Raw genomic sequence first — 21,148 nt, 5'->3', positions numbered from 1 at the left:
ATTTTTGGTGCGTTTGTTGTTATTTTAAACAAACACACCACCCATTTTCACATTTAAGAAGCAGATTCAGCCAATGGAACTGATACTTTAACCGTTTTTTTCTGCGCCATAATAATCCCCATCAAGATCATCAGACCGCCAATGGTATGGTAAATGGTCCAGTGTTCTGACAACCAAAAACTGGCAATAATCGCAGTGAATACAGGCATTAAGTTCATAAAAATACTGGTCCGGTTTGGGCCAATGGCCTGTACTGCCACCATCCATAATAACGGTGCGATCAACGAAGGGAACATGCCGGCATAAAGAACACTCGCTGCATTCTGTGCATTAATTCCATCTAGACCAAACCAGAGTAAGAATGGGACGTGATACAACAACGCAAAACCGATTTGTACATACAAGCTGCTCATTAGAGGAAGCTGCAATTGCCATTTCTTCAAAAACACGCCATAAAATGCATAGAAACCCACAGCCAATACCATGACTGCGTCGCCCCAATGCCCACCTTGATCAAGTAGGTTGGAGAGGTGACCTTGACTCATCACATAAATCAAGCCTGCAAAAGATAAGAGACTACCAAAAATAGCAAAACGATTTGGTGCGTCTTTTAAAATAAAATAAGAAATAAAGATGGTAAAAATTGGCACAAAGGCATTCACAATACCCATATTGGTCGCAGTGGTATAGTGCGCGGCGGTATAAGATAGACCTTGGTACAACACCATACCAAAAGCACTGAGCACTGCTAATTTAGGAATGAATGGACGAATTAAATCACGCTGCTGCCACACTTTCGGCAACATAAACGGCGTTAAAACAAGAAAGGCAACCAACCAGCGATAAAAACTAATACTGACAGGCGAAATATAGTCCGCCACATAACGTGTCACCGCAATATTCAACGACCAAATCAATACCGCAATCAAGGGCAATACGAAGGCCCATTTTTGGTACTTACTCAACTGACCCATCATTTTCTCACCATATCTCAGCAATGAGAGTATTGTGGAAGATGTCCAAAATAATTGAAATATCGTATTTCAGACATTTATATCGCAGTCACGACATCGTGGCTTAGAACAGCTCCCATGCGCGCATCGCGTGTTCAACCACCTTATGCAGTTGCTCAACCGTTGCCCCATCTCGTGCCTGGATGGTCAGACCCTGCACAACCGTTGCATAGAAGTCTGTCATTTCCTGTAAAGGCGCTGTTGCTGACAAATCACCGTTGGCAACTCCCTGCTCTAAACGTTCAAAGAGTTTTTGCTTGGTCTGCAAACGTTTTTCCAGAATATTGTGTTGTACCGCCTGGGCATTGTCCGAGCAGTTCATGGTCGCAACAACCAACATACAACCGGCTGGTTTATTGGGTTGAGCCAAACGTTTAACGTTGTCATATAAATAAAGCTCAAATGCAACTTTGGCGGTTTTGGCTTCTAAAAAAATAGGAACGATCGGACAAGCTTCATGTGCCAAATAATAATCAATGCATTTATAAAACAGCCCAGCTTTATCACCAAAGCTACTATATAAGCTCGGTGCAGTCAGCTCTAGTGCTTGTGTTAAATCACTGATCGATGTGGCTTCATAACCATGCTCCCAAAATAACAACATGGCTTTTTCTAAAGCCTGCTGCTCGTCAAAACACTTTGGACGGCCACGCTTTTTTTTCAAGCTGTCATCACACGGTGTTGGCAGAGGATCAGGTGCATTTGTCATAACAGTCACAGGTATTTTCATAACGATCACTATCAAATTAATTGACGCAGCAACTTTAATCAACTATTTTATTTTATATCGATCGTTATAAAAAATTATTCATTTCAATTTTATTGTTATCTAAATAACAATAAAGGAAATTTTTATGGAACAATCATCTCCGACTGACATCAGCTCTCTGGACTCAAACCTTTCACAAGGTAACTGGCTCGCATTACTCTCTGTTACCTTCAGCGCGTTTGCGTTGGTCACAGGTGAGTTTCTTGCCATTGGTGTGCTCAATGAAATCGCGCAAGACTTTCAAATTTCAGTTGGAACGGCAGGTCTAACGGTCTCTTTAACCGCAATTGTTGGTATGTTTGCCGCCGTATTGATCCCAATTTCGGCTAAAACACTGGATCGGCGTTCACTTTTATTAATATTAACCCTGTTGATGATTGTTGCGAATCTCCTCACGGCATTTGCGCCAAATTTTATTCTACTTTTGGTCGGGCGTATCATCTTGGGTGTTGCTGTTGGAGGATTTTGGGCAACTGCCGTCGCCTTAAGTGGTCGACTCGCCCCCCCACATTTACCCATTGCCAAGGCAACGGCCTGGGTGGCCTTCGGCGTCACCTTGGCCAGTGTATTGGGTGTCCCGATGGGTACATGGTTAGCTCAGTATAATGGCTGGCAGACCTCTTTCACCGCAATTTCTTTGATGGGCGTGTTACTGTTTATATTCCAGTATCTTTATCTACCTCAACTCAAACCCGCCTCTTCATTGCGTTGGAAAGAACTCCCGATCCTGTTACAACATTCTGCAGCGCGTAAAGGTCTCATTATCTTTATTTTTATGGGCTTTGCACATTTTGCGGCTTATAGTTATTTTTCTGCCTTTTTTAAGCATCAACTAGACTTCTCTGATGGTCTGATTAGTCGTTTACTGCTGGTCTATGGTATTGCAGGGATTTTTGGTAATATTTTTGCGGGCTACCTTGGTCAGAAGAATATCCGTTATACCTTTGCAGTCAGTGGTATCACCTTCTTCTTTGCCTTTCTCTGCCTCCCACTGTCTGGAACACATGTCGTCTCTGCAATCATATTGACTGCTTTATGGGGCTTCGCTTATGGAATTATCCCAACAGCGGTCAACATCTGGATGTTTACGCATGCGCCTGAAGCAGTTGAAAAAGGCATGCCAATGGTGACATTGACCTTTTTAATCTTGATTGCGTTGGGCAGTATGTTTGGCGGCATTATCGTTGATTATTTTAATGGTACGATCTTATTTTTCGCCATGCTGCCATTGGTACTCTGCTCTTTAATATTGATTTTTACACTGGCGCGTGGCCTAAACAACCCTAAAATCCATGATCAAAAGCAACAATAGATGCAGAGATAATACTACATTATGACTGGTCGCCTCTACACAACCCGTTAAGGCGACTCTATTGATTTATTTCCTTTTCCGCACGACTTTCCCAAGCTATGCATATTTATCATAAGCCTTACAAATATTTTTATAACGATCACTATTAAATTAATTGACGACTTTGCATTTATCCACTATTTTATTTTATAACGATCGTTATAAAAAATTCATTTATTCTTAACCCTTTTGTCAAATTACTGACAAATAAGGAAATTCACATGGAACAATCCACTTCCTCAGATGCACGACCCATCGAAACCACGCAAGGTAGTTGGTATGCAATTTTAGCTGTCGCGATTGGTGCTTTTGCATTGGTGACCAGCGAATTCTTGCCTGTAGGCGTACTGAATAGTGTCGCAGCGGACTTAAATATTTCTGTCGGGACCGCAGGTTTAATCATTACCTTGCCTGGTGTGATGGCAGCAATTGCTGCACCACTATTACCCATTTGGGTTAAACAGCTTGATCGTCGTTATGTATTGATCTTACTTACTGCAATTATGGTCATTGCCAACACCATTACGGCATTTGCCGATAACTTCAATGTGTTATTACTCAGCCGTCTAGTACTTGGAATTTCAATTGGTGGATTCTGGGCAACAGCAATCGCGCTCAGTGGCAAGCTTGCACCACCACATTTACCTATCGCCAAAGCCACTGCAATTGTGATGGCAGGTGTTACTTTTGCAACCGTCCTAGGCGTTCCAATCGGAACATGGCTCAGTGAATTCTATGGTTGGCGAAGTGCATTCGGCATTACTGCGGTGATTGGACTGCTGGTTTTGGTTCTACAAGTCATTTTCTTACCCAAACTAAAACCTGACTCTGCCATTCATTTACACGATTTACCTGCATTATTGCGTACGCCCAAAGCACGTAGCGGTATGTTGATCGTGTTACTGATTGGTCTTGCTCACTTCTGTGCTTATAGTTACTTGGCGCCATTCTTTAAAAATATTGCAGGTTTTAACGGAACCACCATTAGCTCATTGCTTCTGCTTTATGGTATTGCAGGTATTTTTGGTAATGCCTTTGCAGGCTATAGTGGCAATTTGAATGTACGCTACACTCTTGCCTTTGTCGGGATCTGTTTTGCAATCGTCTTCTTTGGCTTCCCAATCTTTGCAGTTCATGAGTTTGGAGCTATTGTACTGACCGCCTTATGGGGTTTTGCTTTTGGTGCTTTCCCTACCTCAGCCAATATCTGGATGTTTGTGCATGCGCCTCATGCCGTGGAAAAAGGTATGCCTCTGTTCGTCGGCATGTTCCAAGTCATGATCGCGACAGGTTCACTACTCGGTGGTTATGTGGTTGATCATTTCAATGAAAATATCTTAATTTATGGTGTAATTAGTTTTGTTGCCTTAGCTTTGATTAGTATTTTTACTTTAGCCAAAGGTTTAAACAATCCTAAAGTGACCTACGAAAACTAAAACGAGCCCCTCAAATGAAGCATGATGTTGCTGAACAATTTCCCTTTTTACACGGTATAGAAGTGCATGAATTTCTATATCAAAAAGACGATATTGTCACACCTCATTCTTCACTTTAGGGTGATTTCAATTTCAGTTTGAATGGGACTTTAGAGTTTGATATTGAAGGTAAATACTACCTATCGCCACCGAGTTATGGATTGTGGTTGCCGCCACGAACTGAACATCAATCACTCCCTGTTGAGCATGAAATTCATTATATCTGTATCCGCCTACACCCGAAGTTTGGTGATTTTTTAGGGAATACTTGTCGTTGTTTTAGTATCGAGCCTTTCTTCCGGGCATTGGTACTACAAATCTTAGAGCAACAAAAACAAGCTACTGCCCCTGAATATCTCGAACATCTGCTACAAGTGCTGTTCGATCAGCTCAAACAAGCACCGACTTATTCACATTATTTGCCACAAACGACCCATCCAATTTTGTCGCCAATCTTAGAGAAGTTGTCTGATCCTGAATTATTTAATAGCAGTCTACAGCAGGTATTACAGAACTTTACGGTGAGCGAGCGGCATGTTCTACGTCTAAGCCAGCAAGAGTTACAACTATCGCTGTCAGAATGGCGCAATCGCGCCAAGATTATTTTTGCCATCAACCAAATTCGCCAAGGTATGACCATTAAACAGTTGGCCTTTGCTTTGGGTTATCACCACAGCTCCAGCTTTATTGAGTTCTTTAAGCGCTATACTGGACAAACCCCCATTCAACTTAAGAATGCTTCCCTCTGAAATAAAGGCTTGGTTTTTCTAATTATTTGTATGGATTCATATCAAGAGCATTGCACTCTGCTGCAATAGCAGTTAAAACAAACGGGTATTGTTACAACAACAAATTAGGACGTATTCCATGAGCCAATCGGTTTATCACATTCCTGTTAAAGACATTAAAGGTCAAGAAGTCGATCTAGATCAATATCAAGGCAAAGTCCTTTTGATCGTCAACGTTGCATCAAAATGTGGTTTAACACCGCAATACGAAGGTCTGGAAAAACTTTATCAAGCCAAAAAAGATCAAGGCTTAGAAATTCTTGGTTTTCCTGCGAATAACTTCTTAGAACAAGAGCCAGGATCAAATGATGAAATCCAGCAGTTCTGCTCACTGAACTATGATGTGCATTTCCCTCTGTTTGCAAAAATCTCTGTTGCGGGAGAAGATAAACATGCCTTATATCAAACCCTGACCCAAGCAATTCCAGAACGTCAAGGTGAAGGTCCATGGTGGAAAGACTTAGTCGATTATGGTTTAACACCGAATAACCCACCAGAAGTGTTATGGAATTTTGAAAAATTCTTAGTGAATAAGAATGGTGAAATTGTTGCTCGTTTTGCACCAGATATTACTGCGGATGACGAGCGTATTGTCAGCGCAATTGAAGCAGAATTAGCGAAATAAGTTAGAGAAACCAATAGAAAAGAGCAGTTGATCTGCTCTTTTCTATCCAGAACTTAGAACTTTATTCACCCCTCTGCTTTCATCAAACTGTTGCTGAATTGCAAAAATCACTTCTTTCTCCACACTTTCTCATTATAGTGACCATCTTCTTATAATCTGGTGTCGTTCAGCCATGATGGAAAATCTATCTCTCAAAGCCATTCTTTCTGTATCTACACTTGCGGCGGCACTAACGCTCACTGGCTGTGACCAAGTCCCCCAAGATAATGAACAAACTGAGCAAACAACTGCGTTTGAACAGACAAGCACAACTTCTGAAAATGAAGAAAGTGCAACAACCGTCACTCAGGACACCCAAAGCTTAAGTCGTGGCAATATGTTGAACATCGCCCGTGATATCGCTAAATTACAAATCGAGACAGATGACTACGTCACTCTGCTCAAGCAATCACAAACCAACCTTCAACAAGCGATTCAAGATAAAAATGTCCAAACTTTACAAAGTACCACTGCTACATTAAGCCAAGAGTTGAATGGTTTACATGATGCCTTGCTGGCACTCAATTTAAAAAGTACGGAAGTAGATCAAATTCGCCAAAGCTTATTGAGCGCAAATCAACAGTTGCTGAATATGCCGCTATTGCATGGTCAAACCGATCTTTCAAAAATTGATTTTGCCAAGATAGAAAAGCAGTTTAATACGATTCAAATGGATATGGTGAAACTGGCAACTTTAGTGTTGGGAAATAAAGCAGAGACCGAACAACCCGCAAGTTAATTGTGGCAGTTTTTGTCCCAATGATTCAAACTTGATGTTCTATATATTATTGATATAAAAAAAGCCACCTTTCGGTGGCTTTTTTTGAATGTCAAACCTGCAATTTACAGTGCGCGGTTCTTCATCTTACGGATCGTTTCAAGCTGAGCAGCAGTTTCTGCAAGCGCAGCAAGAGCAGCAGCCGAGTCCAAATCACTCTTTTGATTTGCTAACAATTGTTCAGCTTGTTTACGAGCTTCCATAATTGCAGCTTCATCCAAATTGTCAGCACGGATTGCAGTATCTGCAAGAACCGTAACAACGTGAGGTTGAACTTCTAACACACCGCCTGATACATAAACAATTTCTTCTGTACCATTTTCCAACTGAACACGAATCGGTCCTGGTTGGAGCAAAGTTACAAGTGGTGCATGTCCTGGCAAAATACCAAGCTCACCACCCGCGCCTTTAGCGATTAACATCGTTACTGTACCAGAGTAAATTGACTCTTTAACACTTACGACATCACATTGCATAGTCGCCATGAGAACCTCCTAAATTAGAGTTGCTAATTAAAGTTTCTCTGCTTTAGCAATCACTTCGTCAATACCACCAACCATATAGAACGCTTGTTCTGGGATGTGATCGTATTCACCAGCTAATAGACCTTTAAAGCCACGAATCGTTTCTTTAAGCGGTACTAATTTACCAGGAGCACCAGTAAACACTTCAGCTACGTGGAAAGGTTGAGAGAAGAAACGTTGGATTTTACGTGCACGGTAAACAACCAATTTATCTTCTTCTGCTAACTCGTCCATACCCAAGATTGCGATGATGTCTTTAAGCTCTTTATAACGTTGCAATACGTTCTGTACAGAACGCGCAATTTCATAATGCTCAGCACCAACAACCAATGGATCTAACTGGCGTGAAGTTGAGTCAAGTGGATCGATCGCTGGGTAAATACCAGAAGATGCGATATCACGGCTCAATACAACTGTTGCATCTAAGTGAGCAAACGTTGTCGCAGGCGATGGATCTGTTAAGTCATCGGCAGGTACATATACTGCTTGGATCGACGTGATCGAACCAGACTTAGTAGACGTAATACGCTCTTGAAGAACACCCATTTCTTCTGCAAGTGTTGGTTGGTAACCTACTGCAGATGGCATACGACCTAACAATGCTGATACTTCAGTACCTGCAAGTGTATAACGGTAGATGTTGTCGACGAATAATAATACGTCACGACCTTTACCGTTTTCGTCTTTTTGATCACGGAAATATTCAGCCATAGTCAAACCAGTCAACGCTACGCGTAAACGGTTACCTGGTGGCTCATTCATCTGACCGTAGACCATTGCTACTTTGTCAAGAACGTTAGAATCTTTCATTTCGTGATAGAAGTCGTTACCTTCACGAGTACGCTCACCAACACCAGCAAACACAGATAAACCTGAGTGTGCTTTCGCGATGTTGTTGATCAACTCCATCATGTTAACGGTTTTACCAACACCCGCACCACCGAATAAACCAACTTTACCACCTTTCGCAAACGGGCAAAGTAAGTCGATGACTTTGATACCAGTTTCTAAAAGATCAGTAGAAGCTGCTTGTTCAGCATAAGAAGGTGCTTGACGGTGAATCGGCAAACGCTCTTCAGTCGCTACAGGACCCGCTTCATCAATTGGGCGACCCAAAACGTCCATAATACGACCAAGCGTAGCTGGGCCAACTGGAACAGAAATCGGTGCGCCAGTGCTAGTCACGTTAAGACCGCGTTTAAGGCCTTCAGTAGAACCCATTGCGATGGTACGAACTACACCATCACCAAGCTGTTGCTGAACTTCCAAAGTCGTTTCAGTACCATCAACTTGGAGAGCTTCATAGATCTTAGGAACGCTATTACGTTCAAACTCGACGTCGATAACCGCGCCGATGATCTGAATGATACGACCGCTACTCATTGCTGTCTCCTCAATTCAAAAATAATGTTAAACGGCAGCGGCACCACCAACGATCTCGGAAATTTCCTGAGTAATCGCGGCTTGACGCAGCTTGTTATAAATGAGTTGTAGGCTCTTGATGAGATCGCCTGCATTGTCCGTCGCTGCTTTCATAGCGACCATACGTGCAGATTGCTCACAGGCGATGTTTTCAATCACACCTTGATAAACCATAGACTCGATATAGCGGACCAACAAACCATTTAACAATTCTTCTGCTTCTGGTTCATAGAGGTAATCCCAACCATAAGTACGGTTAAGGTCATCACTCTCTTCTGCTGGTGCTAAAGGAACGAGTTGTTCTACTTTAGGCTGTTGTGTCATTGCATTGATGAAGCCATTTGATACGAGGTAGATACGATCTAATTCGCCCTTATCAAATGCATCAAGCATAATTTGCACTGAGCCAGTTAACTGTTCCAAACTTGGTGTATCACCCAACTGAGTGGTCACACCGAGCACTTTACCGCCGTAGCTCTTAAAAAACGAAACCGCTTTTTGACCAATCAAAGCAAATTCAACTTCAATTGACTGCTCTTGTTGTGCTTTGACATGCTGCACAACTTTCTTAAACAAGTTAATGTTTAAGCCACCAGCCAAGCCACGATCTGAAGACACCACAATATAGCCAACGCGCTTAACAGGGCGATCAACCATATAACGGTGTTTGTATTCAGGGTTTGCTTGGACTAAGTGAGCAATTACACGGCGCATATTATCGGCATACGGACGGCCCTGAGCCATGCGCTCTTGCGCACGACGCATTTTAGAAGCAGCTACCATTTGCATCGCGCGAGTAATCTTTTGCGTGCTCTTGATACTAGCTACTTTGGCGCGAATTTCTTTTAAATTTGCCATACGCTTAACCTAGTATTCGAAAGCTCTTGCGAGCTTCCGAAGGTTGATCCGTGAACCAAACTTAACTAAAGTTCTAGCTATTGCTAAAATTAGTAAGTTTGAGTCGCTTTGAAGCTTTCAATACCTGATTTAATTGCTGCTTCGATGTCTTTGTTGTAATCACCAGTTTCATCGATCTGTTGCATTAACGCAGCTTGTTCAGAACGGAAGTAAGAAATTAACGCAGCATCAAAGTCTACGATTTTCTTCACTTCTACGTCAGCCATATAGCCTTCGTTAGATGCATAAACAGAAACAGCTTGGTCAGCAATTGAGTAAGGAGCATATTGCTTTTGCTTCATTAACTCAGTTACACGTTGACCATGCTCAAGTTGCTTACGAGTTGCTTCATCAAGATCAGAAGCGAACTGAGCAAACGCAGCCAATTCACGGTATTGCGCTAAAGCGGTACGGATACCACCAGACAATTTTTTGATGATCTTCGTTTGAGCAGAACCACCAACACGCGATACAGAGATACCCGCGTTCACAGCAGGACGAATACCTGCGTTGAATAATGATGTTTCTAAGAAGATCTGACCGTCAGTAATCGAAATTACGTTGGTTGGTACGAATGCAGATACGTCACCAGCTTGAGTTTCAATGATCGGTAACGCAGTTAAAGAACCAGTTTGACCAGTTACTGCACCGTTCGTGAATTTCTCAACATAGTCAGCTGAAACGCGCGAAGCACGTTCAAGAAGACGCGAGTGAAGATAGAATACGTCACCTGGATATGCTTCACGACCTGGTGGACGACGTAAAAGTAATGAAATTTGACGGTAAGCAACAGCTTGCTTAGACAAATCATCATAAATAATTAACGCGTCTTCACCACGATCACGGAAGTATTCACCCATTGTACAGCCAGAGTACGGAGCCAAATACTGCATTGCTGCAGGATCAGCGGCCGCAGCTGCGACAACAGTTGTATACGCCATAGCGCCAGTTTCTTCTAGCTTACGTACAACGTTTGCAATTGTTGATTGTTTTTGACCAATCGCAACGTATACACATTTAATGCCAGAATTTTTCTGAGCGATGATCGCATCGATCGCCATTGCTGTTTTACCAGTTTGACGGTCACCAATAATCAACTCACGCTGACCACGACCTACAGGGATCATGGTATCAACTGATTTATAACCAGTTTGAACAGGTTCGTCGACAGACTGACGCCAAATTACACCTGGTGCTACTTTTTCAACAGCATCAGTTAATTTTGCATCAATTGGGCCTTTACCATCAATTGGGTTACCCAAAGCATCTACCACACGGCCAAGAAGTTCAGGACCAACCGGAACTTCTAATACACGACCTGTACAACGAGCTTTTTGACCTTCTTGAAGGCTTAGGTAGTTACCTAAAACAACGGCACCCACTGAATCCTGTTCTAGGTTCAGTGCCATACCAAATAAGCCGCCGTCGAATTCGATCATCTCACCGTACATTGCATCTGCAAGACCGTGAATGCGCACGATACCGTCAGATACCATGACGATGGTACCTTCATTCTTCGCGGTCGCGCTGGTGTCCAGATCGCCGATACGCTGTTTAATGAGCGCACTGATCTCGGATGGATTCAGTTGTTGCATTGCGCTATTCCTCAATCTTTTTTAAGTTCAGTCTTTTTGCTATTACGCAAGAAGACGAGTCCGCATTTTTTCAAGCTTGTTAAGCGCAGAGTCATCTATCACTTGGTCGCCTGCACGAATCACAACACCTGCGATCAACGCTGGATTAACGTTAACAGTGACATGAACTGTTCTGTTAAAACGTTTTTCAAGCGCATGAGCTAAAATATGCTCTTGTGTCGCATCGATTGGAAAAGCAGATTCAATCTCTACTTCCAATGTGTTGTTGTTCTGCGATTTAAGTAGTTCGTATTCTGCTGCGATTTCAGGCAATAAAACTAAACGATCGTTATCCGCAAGCAATGTCAAAAAGTTAGACACTGATGCAGTTTGATCTTCACCTAAAACTTTAGCAAAAAGACCTACTTGTTCCGCAGGAGTCAGCTCAGGGCGATTTAAATAAGCGGAAAATGCTTCATCTTGCACCGCAGCACTGAGCACTTGTAATGCATTCGACCAATTGTCAGTTGCACCTTGCTCAGAAGCATAAGCAAATGCTGCTTTGGCATACGGGCGTGCTAACGTCAAGAGTTCAGCCATATTCGCCTCGCTTAAAGTTTAGCAGCCAGCTGATTCAGCATGGCATTATGAGCTTCTGCGTCAACTTGTTGGTTCAGAATTTTCTCTGCACCAGCAACTGCCAAAGCAGCAACTTGTTGACGTAATTCTTCGCGAGCAGCATTGATGTCTTGATCAACAGTTTCTTTCGCCTGTTGACGAATACGCTCACCTTCAGCAGATGCTTGGGTACGCGCTTCTTCGATCAATTGTGCTGAACGACGGTTCGCTTGTTCGATCAATTGAGCCGCTTGTGCTTTCGCTGCGTCTAATTCTGCCTTAACTTGTGCTTGCGCATCAGCAAGGTCAGCTTTTGCTTTTTCAGCAGCGTTTAAGCCATCAGCGATTTTACGCTGACGCTCACTAATCGCATTGATTAGTGGAGGCCAAACAAACTTCATGCAGAATGCGACAAAGATCGCAAATGCAATTGCTTGACCAATCAATGTGAGGTTGATATTCATTTCGCTATTCCTCAATATGTGGATTTAGGAATTAAGCTATTAACCTACAAATGGATTAGCGAAGATGAAGAACAAGCCAATACCAACACCGATCATAGGCACAGCATCAAGAAGACCCGCAATTAAGAACATACGAGTTTGAAGTTGTGGAGCCAATTCTGGTTGACGAGCAACAGCTTCTAAGAAGCGACCGCCTAAAAGACCAAAACCAATCGCAGTACCTAAAGCACCGAAAGCGATCAAGATAGCAGATGCAATTGCAACTAGACCTAAAGTGAGTTCCATGAAAAATTCCTCAGAGGTTAGGTTATTACCAAATTAAACTAAAATTTAAGCCCAACGATCAGGTGATAGTTAGGCAATACCATTAATGCTTTTCGCTTGCCATGCTCAAGTAAACGATGGTCAGCATCATAAAGATAAATGCTTGCAGCGTGATTACAAGAATGTGGAAAATAGCCCAAGGCACAGATAACGCCCACTGGATCCAGAACGGCAATAATGCGATCAAGATGAAGATCAACTCACCCGCATACATGTTACCGAACAGTCGTAGAGCCAACGAAACTGGACGAGCAAGGAAAGTTACTAATTCCAAAATTAAGTTCACTGGAATCAATAACGCTTTTGCAAATTTGTTACTTGGGTTGAATGGGTTAAGTGCCAATTCACCGACGAAACCGCCGATCCCTTTTTCACGAATACTATAGAACAAAATTAAAACAAATACAGACAACGACATACCAAGGGTAATGTTCGGGTCAGTAGATGGAACAACTTTGAAGTAAACGTGGTGAGGGTCCATACCAAATACGTTTGCACCAATCAATTGAGCTGTATACGGGATCCAGTCAACAGGGATTAAGTCCATTGCGTTCATGAGGAAAATCCACACGAAAATGGTTAATGCCAATGGTGCAATTAAACGTGATTTGCCGTGGAAAGTATCACGAACACTTGAGTCCACAAACTCGATAATCATTTCAATCGCTGATTGGAATTTAGTTGGAACACCTGCATTCGCAGCTCTCGCAACTGTCCAAAACAACAAACAGAAAATCACACCAAGTCCGATAGACCAACCCATTGAATCCAAGTGAATTGCAGTGAACCCCATCGAATGAGCTTCTTCAGCAGTCTCAGCCAATTTCCATGTACCGTCAGGCATTTTGCCATAGGTCATATTGGTCAAGTGATGCTTGATATACTCGGTCGAAGTCAGGGCATGTTCTTCAGCAGCCATAAATCACACCTGGTCAATGTCAATCATTAAAAAGAAGAGAAACGAATCATGCGGATGGCAATGATTCCGCCTCTACTTCCAAAAATCTCAAAATGTGTTTTACCCTCGTTTTTGTAGCCGTGCCACCCAAAATGGCGCGACCCACGACATCGCCTGTACGAGAATAAATCCACAAAACAATGCAACCGGTGACAGCGGTTTAACATTGCTCAAAATTAATATAAAACCCACAATCACAATCGCAAACTTACCGAGCATTCCTCGGTACATATTCAGCATGACTTGTTTTGATGCTCTTGCGCCTGCCGTTCTAAACGACTGCCAAGCAAAATAACAATGTGCCAACCAACATACCAAAGCCCCAAGCGCAGCACTCAAAGCAGCAGTTGTATCTTTCATTGCCCATGCAAGCAAAGTTGCAATAGGAATCATACATGCTTGTAAGAAGACCAAAGCTTTTGCTAATCGTCGGTCAATCATGCGACTAGTTTGGCTCATTTTTTACCCACTTACAGCATAACTGCTTGACAAGTTTTAATCATGATCGTTTCGAATCGCAGGCATTATAGAGTTACACCCCTGAACATGCAATCTTTTCTCGACTTAAGTCTGCTTTTTTCGTTACCATATTTTTTGACGCTAGAGTCAATTGATTTTTATTTTTTTGATCAATTTTGTGCACTTATTACGCATTTATCAGTTTTTAAAGCCAATTTTTTCCATGCTGTTACAAAATTGTCTTCCCCCGCCATGCTTTCATCAACCGACTGGAAAACTACTGGGTTCATTTTTTGGTACTGACTGGCACTTGCTGTCGTTTCGGCCAATAAGCACATTTTATTTTGCGGACGATTGTCTCTTAAGTATTTAATTTGAGCTGCCGTCGGCGGAATATGTGGATCATCTGTCAATGCACCTGCAAATTTCAGATTTAATGCTCTTTCTAAATATTGATAGGCATCATGATAAGACCAATAGTTTTTTGCCTTATTTGAGCTTTCATACTGCTGCGACGCTTGTCGCATTTGTTGTGAAAACTCTTTCGCATTGGCCATATATTTAGCTTTATTCTCTGGATATTGCTGTGAACGCAAAGTTGCAATAAAGAAAGCGATACGTACCGCATTATTTGGATCTAACCAAACATGACTATCAACAGTATTCGCCATAGATGCACCACGTAAATTGCGCAGTGGTAAAGTCGTTAAAATACCTGAATCCAACAATGCGATTGCTTTACTGTTCTGATTGAGCATCTTTTCAAGCGGTGCCTCATGCGCTTTCCCAAGCCATATTACCAAAGAGGCATCTTGAACCGCTTTACGGTGTGCTGGTGTGAGTTGTACGTCATGGCCACTTTGATCTTTTAATAACAGAATAGGTTCTTCTACTCCGTCTGTTACTTCTTTGGCAATCAGATAAATTGGGTGTGTTGAAACCACCAAGCTTTGTGTCCAGCCCCATGTGCTTAACATCGAAAACAAGACAAAAACAAATAGGCGATACATCACAACATTACTCAATTCAGCGAAGCATGTTATAATATAACAAAAGTTAAAAAATGCCTATGTCTATTTTTAGATTCGCTGCACTATCCATTGTGCATTTAACTTATATAGATAGTTATCATAAATTGCATGTTATGATAACAGGGCGATTGAAGCACAACTCAGACACTTCATGTCAGTGAAAATTCAATTGGCTCTACAAAAACAATGAGGTCAATCTATGAGTTCTTGTTCACACGAACATGACAATGCTTTACATGGTGTTCACGGTCATCACGATATTAAAGCGCGCCTTGCCGAAGCAGAAATTTTATGTACTGCGACTGGCGCTCGCCTAACGCCTTTACGTAAAGAAGTACTTGAACTCATTTTAAATGCGTCTGCACCGATGGGTGCGTATGATTTATTGGCTAAAATTAAAGGCCAAGCAGACCGCCCTGCTGCTCCTCCTACGGTATACCGTACTTTAGACTTTTTATTAGAAAAGGGCTTAATCCACAGACTGACCTCCATTAATGCCTATATACCTTGCTGCCATCCACGTGAAGGTCATCAAGCTGCGTTCCTGATTTGTACAGAATGTCATTCTGTAAAAGAGGCATCAGCACAAGGTTTGATCCAACAACTCGATCAACTTGCATCATCAGACCAGTTTTTAGCTCAACATAGCATTATCGAAATCTCTGGAAAATGTCATCAGTGCAGCACACGCCAGTAAGTACTCCACTTATTCAACTGGAGAATATTTCGGTTCGTCGTGATGAGCTGGATATTTTAAGAAATGTAGATTTTGCCTTGCAAGCAAAAGAGATAGTGACGCTGATTGGTCCCAATGGCGCAGGCAAATCTACATTAATCAAAGTTCTACTGGGTATCATGCCGCCGAATAAAGGCAAAGTTCATTTTTCTAAAAAATTAAAATTGGCCTATGTTCCCCAGAAGTTCAACCCTTCTGCGAGTCTACCTTTACGTGTGCAAGATTTGCTTGATCTGGAGGTTTGTGAAAAGGCTTTACGCGAAGAGATTATTCGGGACACAGGCATTCAAAAATTACAATCATCTAAAGTACAGCAACTTTCTGGCGGTGAACGACAACGGGTTTTACTGGCGCGAGCTTTGTTACGTCAGCCAGATATTCTAGTACTCGATGAACCCATGCAAGGTCTGGATATTCAGTCTGAGGCTGAACTCTACGAATATGTACGTAGTTTGCCTGAACGCTATGGCTGTGCTGTCTTGATGGTGTCACACGACCTACAATGGGTGATGCAAGGTACACATCGTGTGGTCTGCCTCAACAAACATATTTGTTGCAGTGGTTTACCTGAAAGCATTCAACAACATCCTGAATACCAAGCGATTTTTGGCACCCAACGTATGTTCTATCAACATCATCACAATCACTGTGGCCATAGTGACCATGCGGAACCTTGTTCGCACGATCCACGCCCACATATTCACCCTGAGCCAAAGGTCTAAGCCATGATGGAATGGTTACAACTCCTCCTCCCTGCTTGGATCATGGGGTCATTACTGGTTTTTCTAACGGCTCCTCTCGGCTGCCTGATGCTTTGGCGCAGAATGTCTTTTTTTGCGGACACCATGGCACACGGCACTTTACTCGGTGTGGCCGTCGCAGGGATTCTGAATTTACCTTTTTGGCTGGGTGTTGCTTGTCTTGCGCTGTTGCTGGTGGCTCTTCTTTGGGTTTTGCACGATTCACGCCTACCCAATGATGCATTACTCGCTTTAAGCTCTGCCACCCTACTCTGTTCTGGTCTGCTACTGATTCAGCAAGTACCAAATTTGCGTCCCGAATTGCTTAGCTATTTATTTGGCGACTTACTCAGTATCGAGTGGGCTGATTTACCGATGTTTGCAGTGGTGATTGCAGGTGCATTAATCGTACTCTATCGTTCGTGGTCAGCACAGATCCAAATTGCGATTGATCCAGATATCGCCATGAGTGAAGGCGTGAGTGCCAATTGGCAACGTTTGATCTTCATGTTGTTATTGGCATTATTTACCGTACTGGCTTTACGTGCGGTCGGCTCATTATTGATGGGTGCTTTACTGGTGATTCCAGCCCTGAGCGCACGCTTACTGGCGCATTCACCTAAACAGATGGTAATTTGGGCGTTTGTATTGGCGCAGCTCGGTGTCACAGTCGGTCTATGGTCGAGTGCTGCCCTCAACATTTCTACAGGCTTAAGTATTGTGCTGTGTATGGCACTTTGCTTTGCCGCGATTTTCATCACGCAAAAACTAAAAAGCCAAGCTCAATCTGCCTAATCAGGGCAGTTAGCTTGACTGTTGAATCGCACTTAATAAAAATGCTGCGCCACCAAACATCACCGCAAAACCACGATTTAAATATTTTTGCTGTGTCGGTGAGCGAAGCAGTCTCAATACCTTCGATGCCAGTCCAGTATAACCCGCCATCACAATCAGGTCGATCGTCACCATCGTGACTGCCATGATTAAGTATTGCAGCGATTGCGGTCGACTCAAATCCAGAAATTGCGGCAAAACAGCCAATAAGAAGACAATCGCCTTAGGATTACTCATATTCACCACAAAGCCTTTCAATATTAAGGCGAAAGCGGATTGGGGTTGTTCCTGTCGAATCTCAATCGCCTGAATCGGTGCAGTCCACTGCTTATAGGCCAAATAGACCAAATAAGCGACGCCAAACCATTTGACCACCTGAAAAGCCCAAGGCGTTGTCGCAAACAGCACACCAACCCCTGCTGCCACAATCAGGATTTGTATGAGCAACGCCACTTGCAAACCAATCACATTCCAATAACCATGTCGAAATCCATAGTTTAATCCACTCGACATGGATGCAATTGCGCCTGCGCCTGGCGAGATACTAATCACCCAGCACGCCAACATAAAAGCAAACCAAAGCTGCAAAGACATAACGACAGCGTCAAACAATAAAAGATGAATTATACCGTTTTATTGACCAATCACGATGCATTTTTAGGCAATAAAATTTCACAAATAAGCTACTCAGCCTAACCAACATCAGGCACAATTATTGTTTTTCCCCCTTAAAAATAACTAAGGAGTTTTTAATGACTGCGCAATCTGTCATTCTTCCATTACCTTCTGACCATGCCCGCTTTATTGTTTTACGTTTAAAAGATTTAACCATTGCCGAATTAAAACAACAGATTGAAGCTCTCCTTTCAACACGTGACCGTTTGATCACGCAACACCCCAATGACCAAATTAAAACAGCCATCGCTTTTGGTCCCGAACTTTGGGCGCAACTCAACTCAGAAACACCTGAAGGATTTAAACAACTCGACCCGCAGCAGGGCGCATTTAATATGCCTGTCGTACCTGCCGATGTATTTATTCATCTTGCCAGTGCGCGTGCAGATATTTGTTTTGCCATGAGCCAAGCTTTTTTTAGCGGCATTCAAGACAAAGTCGAGGTCTTGGATGAACGTGCCTGTTTCCGCTTCTTTGACGGCCGTGACATGACCGGCTTTATTGATGGAACAGAGAATCCGCAATTTCCAGATGACCGTGCAGAAGCAGCGTTACTACCAGAAACAGCCGGTGCTTTTGCCGATGGCAGCTTTATCTTTGCGCAGCGTTATATTCATGATCTTGCAAAATGGCAAATGCTGAAAGTCGATGCACAGGAACATGTGTTTGGCCGTACCAAACTTGAGTCGATTGAGCTTGATGACGATGTAAAACCAGAAAACTCGCATGTGGCACGTACAGTTGTTGAAGACGATGAAGGTGAGGAAATGGAAATCTTGCGCCACAGCTTGCCTTATGGTGATGGTAAAGGTGAACAAGGCTTATTCTTTGTCGCATATACCAACAATTTAAGCATTATTGACGAGATGTTAAAACGTATGTTTGGCACCACGGGCGATGGGATTCACGATCGTTTGCTACATTTCACCACTGCCATTGACGGTGCTTATTATTTTGCGCCAAGTGATGAATTATTAGAACAAATTTTAGAAGACTAAAACCATCAGATGCTATGTTTCTCAATGACATAGCATCTGCCTCATCACAGAGACCCGACTCACCCAGAAAAGTTTTTTGCGAATATGTTAATTCCGCACAAATCCCACTCCCCTTAAGTCGACAAAATTTGCTATATTGGTCGTTTTTCCGCGACATTTATTTTCGGTAACTATGAATACGGCAATACAAGCAGCTCTCGATCATGCGGTACAAACCTTGCAACAACAAGGTGTACTTCCTTCCGATTGGACCAACACGAGCCATTTAACCCGTACCAAAGACCGAAGTCACGGAGACTTTGCTTCAAATATCGCCATGATCGGCTCAAAAGTTGCAAGCATGAAACCTCGCGATCTGGCTGAAAAAATCTTGGCAGCATTGCCTGAAGTGGCGGATATCAGCAAAGCAGAAATTGCAGGTCCTGGATTTATTAACTTCTTTTTAAATGCAGACCAACGCTACGCAGTACTTGATCAAATCCAAGCACAAAAAAATGATTATGGTCGTAGCCAAGCCAATGCAGCTAAAAAAATCCAAGTCGAATTTGTCTCTGCCAACCCAACCTCTAGCCTGCATGTCGGCCATGGTCGTGGTGCAGCGTATGGTATGACTGTTGCAAACTTACTCGAAGCAACGGGTGCAAAAGTTGACCGTGAATACTATGTCAATGATGCTGGCCGTCAAATGGATATCTTGGCGACTTCAACTTATTTACGTTATTTAGAATTGACTGGGCAAACACTGGTTTTCCCTAAAAATGCTTATCAAGGCGACTACGTTAAAGAAATCGCACAAAGCATTATTGATAAAGATGGCGATGCACACGTTCGTGCCGTTGCTGACATTTATAAAGATGTACCAGAAGATGTGCAATATGCAGAAGAACTCGATGCTGAAGGCAACAAAGTCGTACTTTCTGGCGATAAAGAAAAGCATATCGATGGTCTAATCGCAAACTCACAACAACACTTAGGCGCAGCTTATCGTGTATTCCATCAAGCAGCTTTACATGCCATCTTGGATGATATTAAAGATGATTTGGCTGACTTTGGTGTAACTTTTGACAAATGGTTTAGCGAAGACTCTTTAACTGACAAAATTGATGAAGCACTTGAGACACTGGATCAACGTGGCTTCCTGTATGAAAAAGATGGCAACATCTGGTTCAAATCCACTGAGTTTGGTGATGAAAAAGACCGTGTAGTGAAACGTCGTAATGGTCAAACCACTTACTTTGCCTCTGACATCGCTTACCATCTAAATAAGCTACAACGTGGCTATACAGATCTAATTGATATCTGGGGCTCAGACCACCACGGTTATATCTCGCGTGTCAAAGCTGCCATTGATGCGATGGGCTATGACTCGAAAAAATTGACTGTACTTTTGGTTCAATTCGTCAGCTTGTGGCGTGGTGGTGAGATGGTACAGATGTCGTCTCGTTCTGGTCAGTTCGTGACTTTACGCGACTTACGTAAGGAAGTCGGCAATGATGCCGCACGTTTCTATTATGTCATGCGTAAATCTGAACAACACATCGACTTTGACTTAGACCTTGCAGTTTCACAAAGTAAAGACAATGCGGTGTATTACATTCAATATGCACATGCGCGTGTCAACCGTATGCTGTCTCGTGCACCAGAGAAAAACATCAATTTTGATGAAAATTTCGCACGAAATCATGCTGCACGGTTAAGCCTACCTGTTGAAATTGAAATTTTGACCAAACTGGCTGCTTACCCTGAAATTATTATTCGCGCTGCCAATGTTTATGAGCCACATCAAATTGGCACTTATTTAAAAGAATTAGCGGCACTGTTTCATGGTTGGTACGATGATAGAACCAATGGACGTGTGTTAGATGAACAAGACATCGAATTATCACAAGCACGTTTATTACTTTCAATCAACGTACAGCAGGTTTTACGCAATGGCTTAGAATTACTTGGTGTATCCGCTCCTGAAACGATGTAATCAGCAAAGCTTAAACACATGTAAACTTAAGCTATAATTGTTAAACAATATGGTAAACAAAGCATTATTTTTAAACATAAT

22 protein-coding genes and 1 pseudogene are annotated in these 21,148 nt (G+C 42.6%); 10 read left to right on the top strand and 13 right to left on the bottom strand.

Features of this window, described 5'->3' with window-relative positions; all coding sequences use genetic code 11:
- Positions 1-53 precede the first annotated feature (53 nt).
- Positions 54-974, bottom strand: coding sequence for a DMT family transporter (locus F909_RS01625; protein WP_005154477.1), 921 nt, complete (start codon positions 972-974; stop codon positions 54-56).
- A 103-nt stretch (positions 975-1,077) separates the two neighbouring features.
- The gene (locus F909_RS01630; RefSeq protein ID WP_416202071.1) at positions 1,078-1,731 is read right to left on the bottom strand and encodes a TetR/AcrR family transcriptional regulator; all 654 of its coding nucleotides are present in this window, start codon (positions 1,729-1,731) and stop codon (positions 1,078-1,080) included.
- Positions 1,732-1,867: 136 nt separating this feature from the next.
- On the opposite strand from F909_RS01630, the gene F909_RS01635 reads away from it, so the two are divergent.
- From F909_RS01635 to F909_RS01655, 5 genes and pseudogenes are all read left to right on the top strand, one after another.
- The gene (locus F909_RS01635; protein WP_005154473.1) at positions 1,868-3,094 is read left to right on the top strand and encodes an MFS transporter; all 1,227 of its coding nucleotides are present in this window, start codon (positions 1,868-1,870) and stop codon (positions 3,092-3,094) included.
- Positions 3,095-3,354: 260 nt separating this feature from the next.
- Positions 3,355-4,569 (top strand): MFS transporter, encoded by a 1,215-nt coding sequence (locus tag F909_RS01640; protein WP_005154471.1) that lies wholly within the window; start codon positions 3,355-3,357, stop codon positions 4,567-4,569.
- A 14-nt stretch (positions 4,570-4,583) separates the two neighbouring features.
- A pseudogene (locus F909_RS01645) lies at positions 4,584-5,357 on the top strand (AraC family transcriptional regulator).
- Between the two features lie 118 nt (positions 5,358-5,475).
- The gene (locus F909_RS01650) at positions 5,476-6,021 is read left to right on the top strand and encodes a glutathione peroxidase (RefSeq protein WP_004801991.1); all 546 of its coding nucleotides are present in this window, start codon (positions 5,476-5,478) and stop codon (positions 6,019-6,021) included.
- Positions 6,022-6,193: 172 nt separating this feature from the next.
- Positions 6,194-6,799 carry a hypothetical protein gene (locus tag F909_RS01655; protein ID WP_005154464.1) on the top strand — a complete coding sequence of 202 codons (606 nt, stop codon included), beginning with the start codon at positions 6,194-6,196 and terminating at the stop codon, positions 6,797-6,799.
- A 104-nt stretch (positions 6,800-6,903) separates the two neighbouring features.
- Here F909_RS01655 and F909_RS01660 read toward each other — a convergent pair whose 3' ends face one another.
- The 10 genes from F909_RS01660 to F909_RS01705 form a co-directional block, all read right to left on the bottom strand.
- A complete protein-coding gene (locus tag F909_RS01660) occupies positions 6,904-7,323 on the bottom strand; it encodes a F0F1 ATP synthase subunit epsilon (RefSeq protein ID WP_005154462.1) in 420 nt (139 codons plus the stop codon).
- Between the two features lie 27 nt (positions 7,324-7,350).
- Positions 7,351-8,745 carry a F0F1 ATP synthase subunit beta gene (atpD, locus tag F909_RS01665; RefSeq protein WP_004801985.1) on the bottom strand — a complete coding sequence of 465 codons (1,395 nt, stop codon included), beginning with the start codon at positions 8,743-8,745 and terminating at the stop codon, positions 7,351-7,353.
- 27 nt (positions 8,746-8,772) lie between these two features.
- Positions 8,773-9,642: a F0F1 ATP synthase subunit gamma gene (gene atpG / locus F909_RS01670; RefSeq protein WP_005154453.1), complete on the bottom strand. Its 870-nt coding sequence runs from the start codon at positions 9,640-9,642 to the stop codon at positions 8,773-8,775.
- An 89-nt stretch (positions 9,643-9,731) separates the two neighbouring features.
- Complete coding sequence (atpA, locus tag F909_RS01675) at positions 9,732-11,276, bottom strand: F0F1 ATP synthase subunit alpha (protein ID WP_004801981.1); 1,545 nt, start codon at positions 11,274-11,276, stop codon at positions 9,732-9,734.
- A gap of 42 nt (positions 11,277-11,318) precedes the next feature.
- A complete protein-coding gene (locus F909_RS01680) occupies positions 11,319-11,855 on the bottom strand; it encodes a F0F1 ATP synthase subunit delta (protein WP_005154452.1) in 537 nt (178 codons plus the stop codon).
- An 11-nt stretch (positions 11,856-11,866) separates the two neighbouring features.
- Positions 11,867-12,337: a F0F1 ATP synthase subunit B gene (locus tag F909_RS01685; protein WP_005154451.1), complete on the bottom strand. Its 471-nt coding sequence runs from the start codon at positions 12,335-12,337 to the stop codon at positions 11,867-11,869.
- A 39-nt stretch (positions 12,338-12,376) separates the two neighbouring features.
- A complete protein-coding gene (gene atpE, locus F909_RS01690; protein WP_000424060.1) occupies positions 12,377-12,622 on the bottom strand; it encodes a F0F1 ATP synthase subunit C in 246 nt (81 codons plus the stop codon).
- A gap of 82 nt (positions 12,623-12,704) precedes the next feature.
- The gene (atpB, locus tag F909_RS01695; protein ID WP_004801976.1) at positions 12,705-13,580 is read right to left on the bottom strand and encodes a F0F1 ATP synthase subunit A; all 876 of its coding nucleotides are present in this window, start codon (positions 13,578-13,580) and stop codon (positions 12,705-12,707) included.
- Positions 13,581-13,679: 99 nt separating this feature from the next.
- Positions 13,680-14,078: an ATP synthase subunit I gene (locus F909_RS01700; protein WP_005154449.1), complete on the bottom strand. Its 399-nt coding sequence runs from the start codon at positions 14,076-14,078 to the stop codon at positions 13,680-13,682.
- 170 nt (positions 14,079-14,248) lie between these two features.
- Positions 14,249-15,088 (bottom strand): metal ABC transporter substrate-binding protein, encoded by an 840-nt coding sequence (locus F909_RS01705; RefSeq protein WP_005154448.1) that lies wholly within the window; start codon positions 15,086-15,088, stop codon positions 14,249-14,251.
- Positions 15,089-15,308: 220 nt separating this feature from the next.
- On the opposite strand from F909_RS01705, the gene F909_RS01710 reads away from it, so the two are divergent.
- Genes F909_RS01710 through znuB form a run of 3 tightly spaced genes read left to right on the top strand, consistent with a single transcriptional unit; the run spans position 15,309 to position 17,380 of the window.
- Entirely contained in the window at positions 15,309-15,806 is a 498-nt protein-coding gene (locus F909_RS01710; protein ID WP_004801969.1) for a transcriptional repressor, read from the top strand.
- A complete protein-coding gene (gene znuC, locus F909_RS01715; protein ID WP_005154446.1) occupies positions 15,779-16,567 on the top strand; it encodes a zinc ABC transporter ATP-binding protein ZnuC in 789 nt (262 codons plus the stop codon). Before F909_RS01710 ends, znuC begins: the two co-directional genes overlap by 28 nt.
- Positions 16,568-16,570: 3 nt before the next feature.
- On the top strand, positions 16,571-17,380 hold the full coding sequence (gene znuB / locus F909_RS01720) for a zinc ABC transporter permease subunit ZnuB (RefSeq protein ID WP_005154444.1): 810 nt from the start codon (positions 16,571-16,573) through the stop codon (positions 17,378-17,380).
- 9 nt (positions 17,381-17,389) lie between these two features.
- Here znuB and F909_RS01725 read toward each other — a convergent pair whose 3' ends face one another.
- On the bottom strand, positions 17,390-18,013 hold the full coding sequence (locus tag F909_RS01725; protein ID WP_005154443.1) for a LysE family transporter: 624 nt from the start codon (positions 18,011-18,013) through the stop codon (positions 17,390-17,392).
- Positions 18,014-18,171: 158 nt separating this feature from the next.
- On the opposite strand from F909_RS01725, the gene F909_RS01730 reads away from it, so the two are divergent.
- Complete coding sequence (locus F909_RS01730; RefSeq protein ID WP_005154442.1) at positions 18,172-19,092, top strand: Dyp-type peroxidase; 921 nt, start codon at positions 18,172-18,174, stop codon at positions 19,090-19,092.
- 172 nt (positions 19,093-19,264) lie between these two features.
- The gene (gene argS / locus F909_RS01735; RefSeq protein WP_005154441.1) at positions 19,265-21,067 is read left to right on the top strand and encodes an arginine--tRNA ligase; all 1,803 of its coding nucleotides are present in this window, start codon (positions 19,265-19,267) and stop codon (positions 21,065-21,067) included.
- Positions 21,068-21,148: the final 81 nt, after the last annotated feature.

This window comes from Acinetobacter sp. ANC 3929 (assembly GCF_000369405.1).
Classification (GTDB): domain Bacteria; phylum Pseudomonadota; class Gammaproteobacteria; order Pseudomonadales; family Moraxellaceae; genus Acinetobacter.
Note: the sequence above shows the minus strand (reverse complement) of the source record. Positions and strands in the feature narration are given on the sequence as shown.

Bases quoted from the DNA above. Each gene is read 5' to 3' on its own strand.
- F909_RS01625 (WP_005154477.1), bottom strand. From the start codon at position 974: ATGGGTCAGTTGAGTAAGTACCAAAAATGGGCCTTCGTATTGCCCTTG.
- F909_RS01635 (WP_005154473.1), top strand. From the start codon at position 1,868: ATGGAACAATCATCTCCGACTGACATCAGCTCTCTGGACTCAAACCTT.
- F909_RS01640 (WP_005154471.1), top strand. From the start codon at position 3,355: ATGGAACAATCCACTTCCTCAGATGCACGACCCATCGAAACCACGCAA.
- F909_RS01650 (WP_004801991.1), top strand. From the start codon at position 5,476: ATGAGCCAATCGGTTTATCACATTCCTGTTAAAGACATTAAAGGTCAA.
- F909_RS01655 (WP_005154464.1), top strand. From the start codon at position 6,194: ATGATGGAAAATCTATCTCTCAAAGCCATTCTTTCTGTATCTACACTT.
- F909_RS01660 (WP_005154462.1), bottom strand. From the start codon at position 7,323: ATGGCGACTATGCAATGTGATGTCGTAAGTGTTAAAGAGTCAATTTAC.
- atpD (WP_004801985.1), bottom strand. From the start codon at position 8,745: ATGAGTAGCGGTCGTATCATTCAGATCATCGGCGCGGTTATCGACGTC.
- atpG (WP_005154453.1), bottom strand. From the start codon at position 9,642: ATGGCAAATTTAAAAGAAATTCGCGCCAAAGTAGCTAGTATCAAGAGC.
- atpA (WP_004801981.1), bottom strand. From the start codon at position 11,276: ATGCAACAACTGAATCCATCCGAGATCAGTGCGCTCATTAAACAGCGT.
- F909_RS01680 (WP_005154452.1), bottom strand. From the start codon at position 11,855: ATGGCTGAACTCTTGACGTTAGCACGCCCGTATGCCAAAGCAGCATTT.
- F909_RS01685 (WP_005154451.1), bottom strand. From the start codon at position 12,337: ATGAATATCAACCTCACATTGATTGGTCAAGCAATTGCATTTGCGATC.
- atpE (WP_000424060.1), bottom strand. From the start codon at position 12,622: ATGGAACTCACTTTAGGTCTAGTTGCAATTGCATCTGCTATCTTGATC.
- atpB (WP_004801976.1), bottom strand. From the start codon at position 13,580: ATGGCTGCTGAAGAACATGCCCTGACTTCGACCGAGTATATCAAGCAT.
- F909_RS01700 (WP_005154449.1), bottom strand. From the start codon at position 14,078: ATGAGCCAAACTAGTCGCATGATTGACCGACGATTAGCAAAAGCTTTG.
- F909_RS01705 (WP_005154448.1), bottom strand. From the start codon at position 15,088: ATGTATCGCCTATTTGTTTTTGTCTTGTTTTCGATGTTAAGCACATGG.
- F909_RS01710 (WP_004801969.1), top strand. From the start codon at position 15,309: ATGAGTTCTTGTTCACACGAACATGACAATGCTTTACATGGTGTTCAC.
- znuC (WP_005154446.1), top strand. From the start codon at position 15,779: ATGTCATCAGTGCAGCACACGCCAGTAAGTACTCCACTTATTCAACTG.
- znuB (WP_005154444.1), top strand. From the start codon at position 16,571: ATGATGGAATGGTTACAACTCCTCCTCCCTGCTTGGATCATGGGGTCA.
- F909_RS01725 (WP_005154443.1), bottom strand. From the start codon at position 18,013: ATGTCTTTGCAGCTTTGGTTTGCTTTTATGTTGGCGTGCTGGGTGATT.
- F909_RS01730 (WP_005154442.1), top strand. From the start codon at position 18,172: ATGACTGCGCAATCTGTCATTCTTCCATTACCTTCTGACCATGCCCGC.
- argS (WP_005154441.1), top strand. From the start codon at position 19,265: ATGAATACGGCAATACAAGCAGCTCTCGATCATGCGGTACAAACCTTG.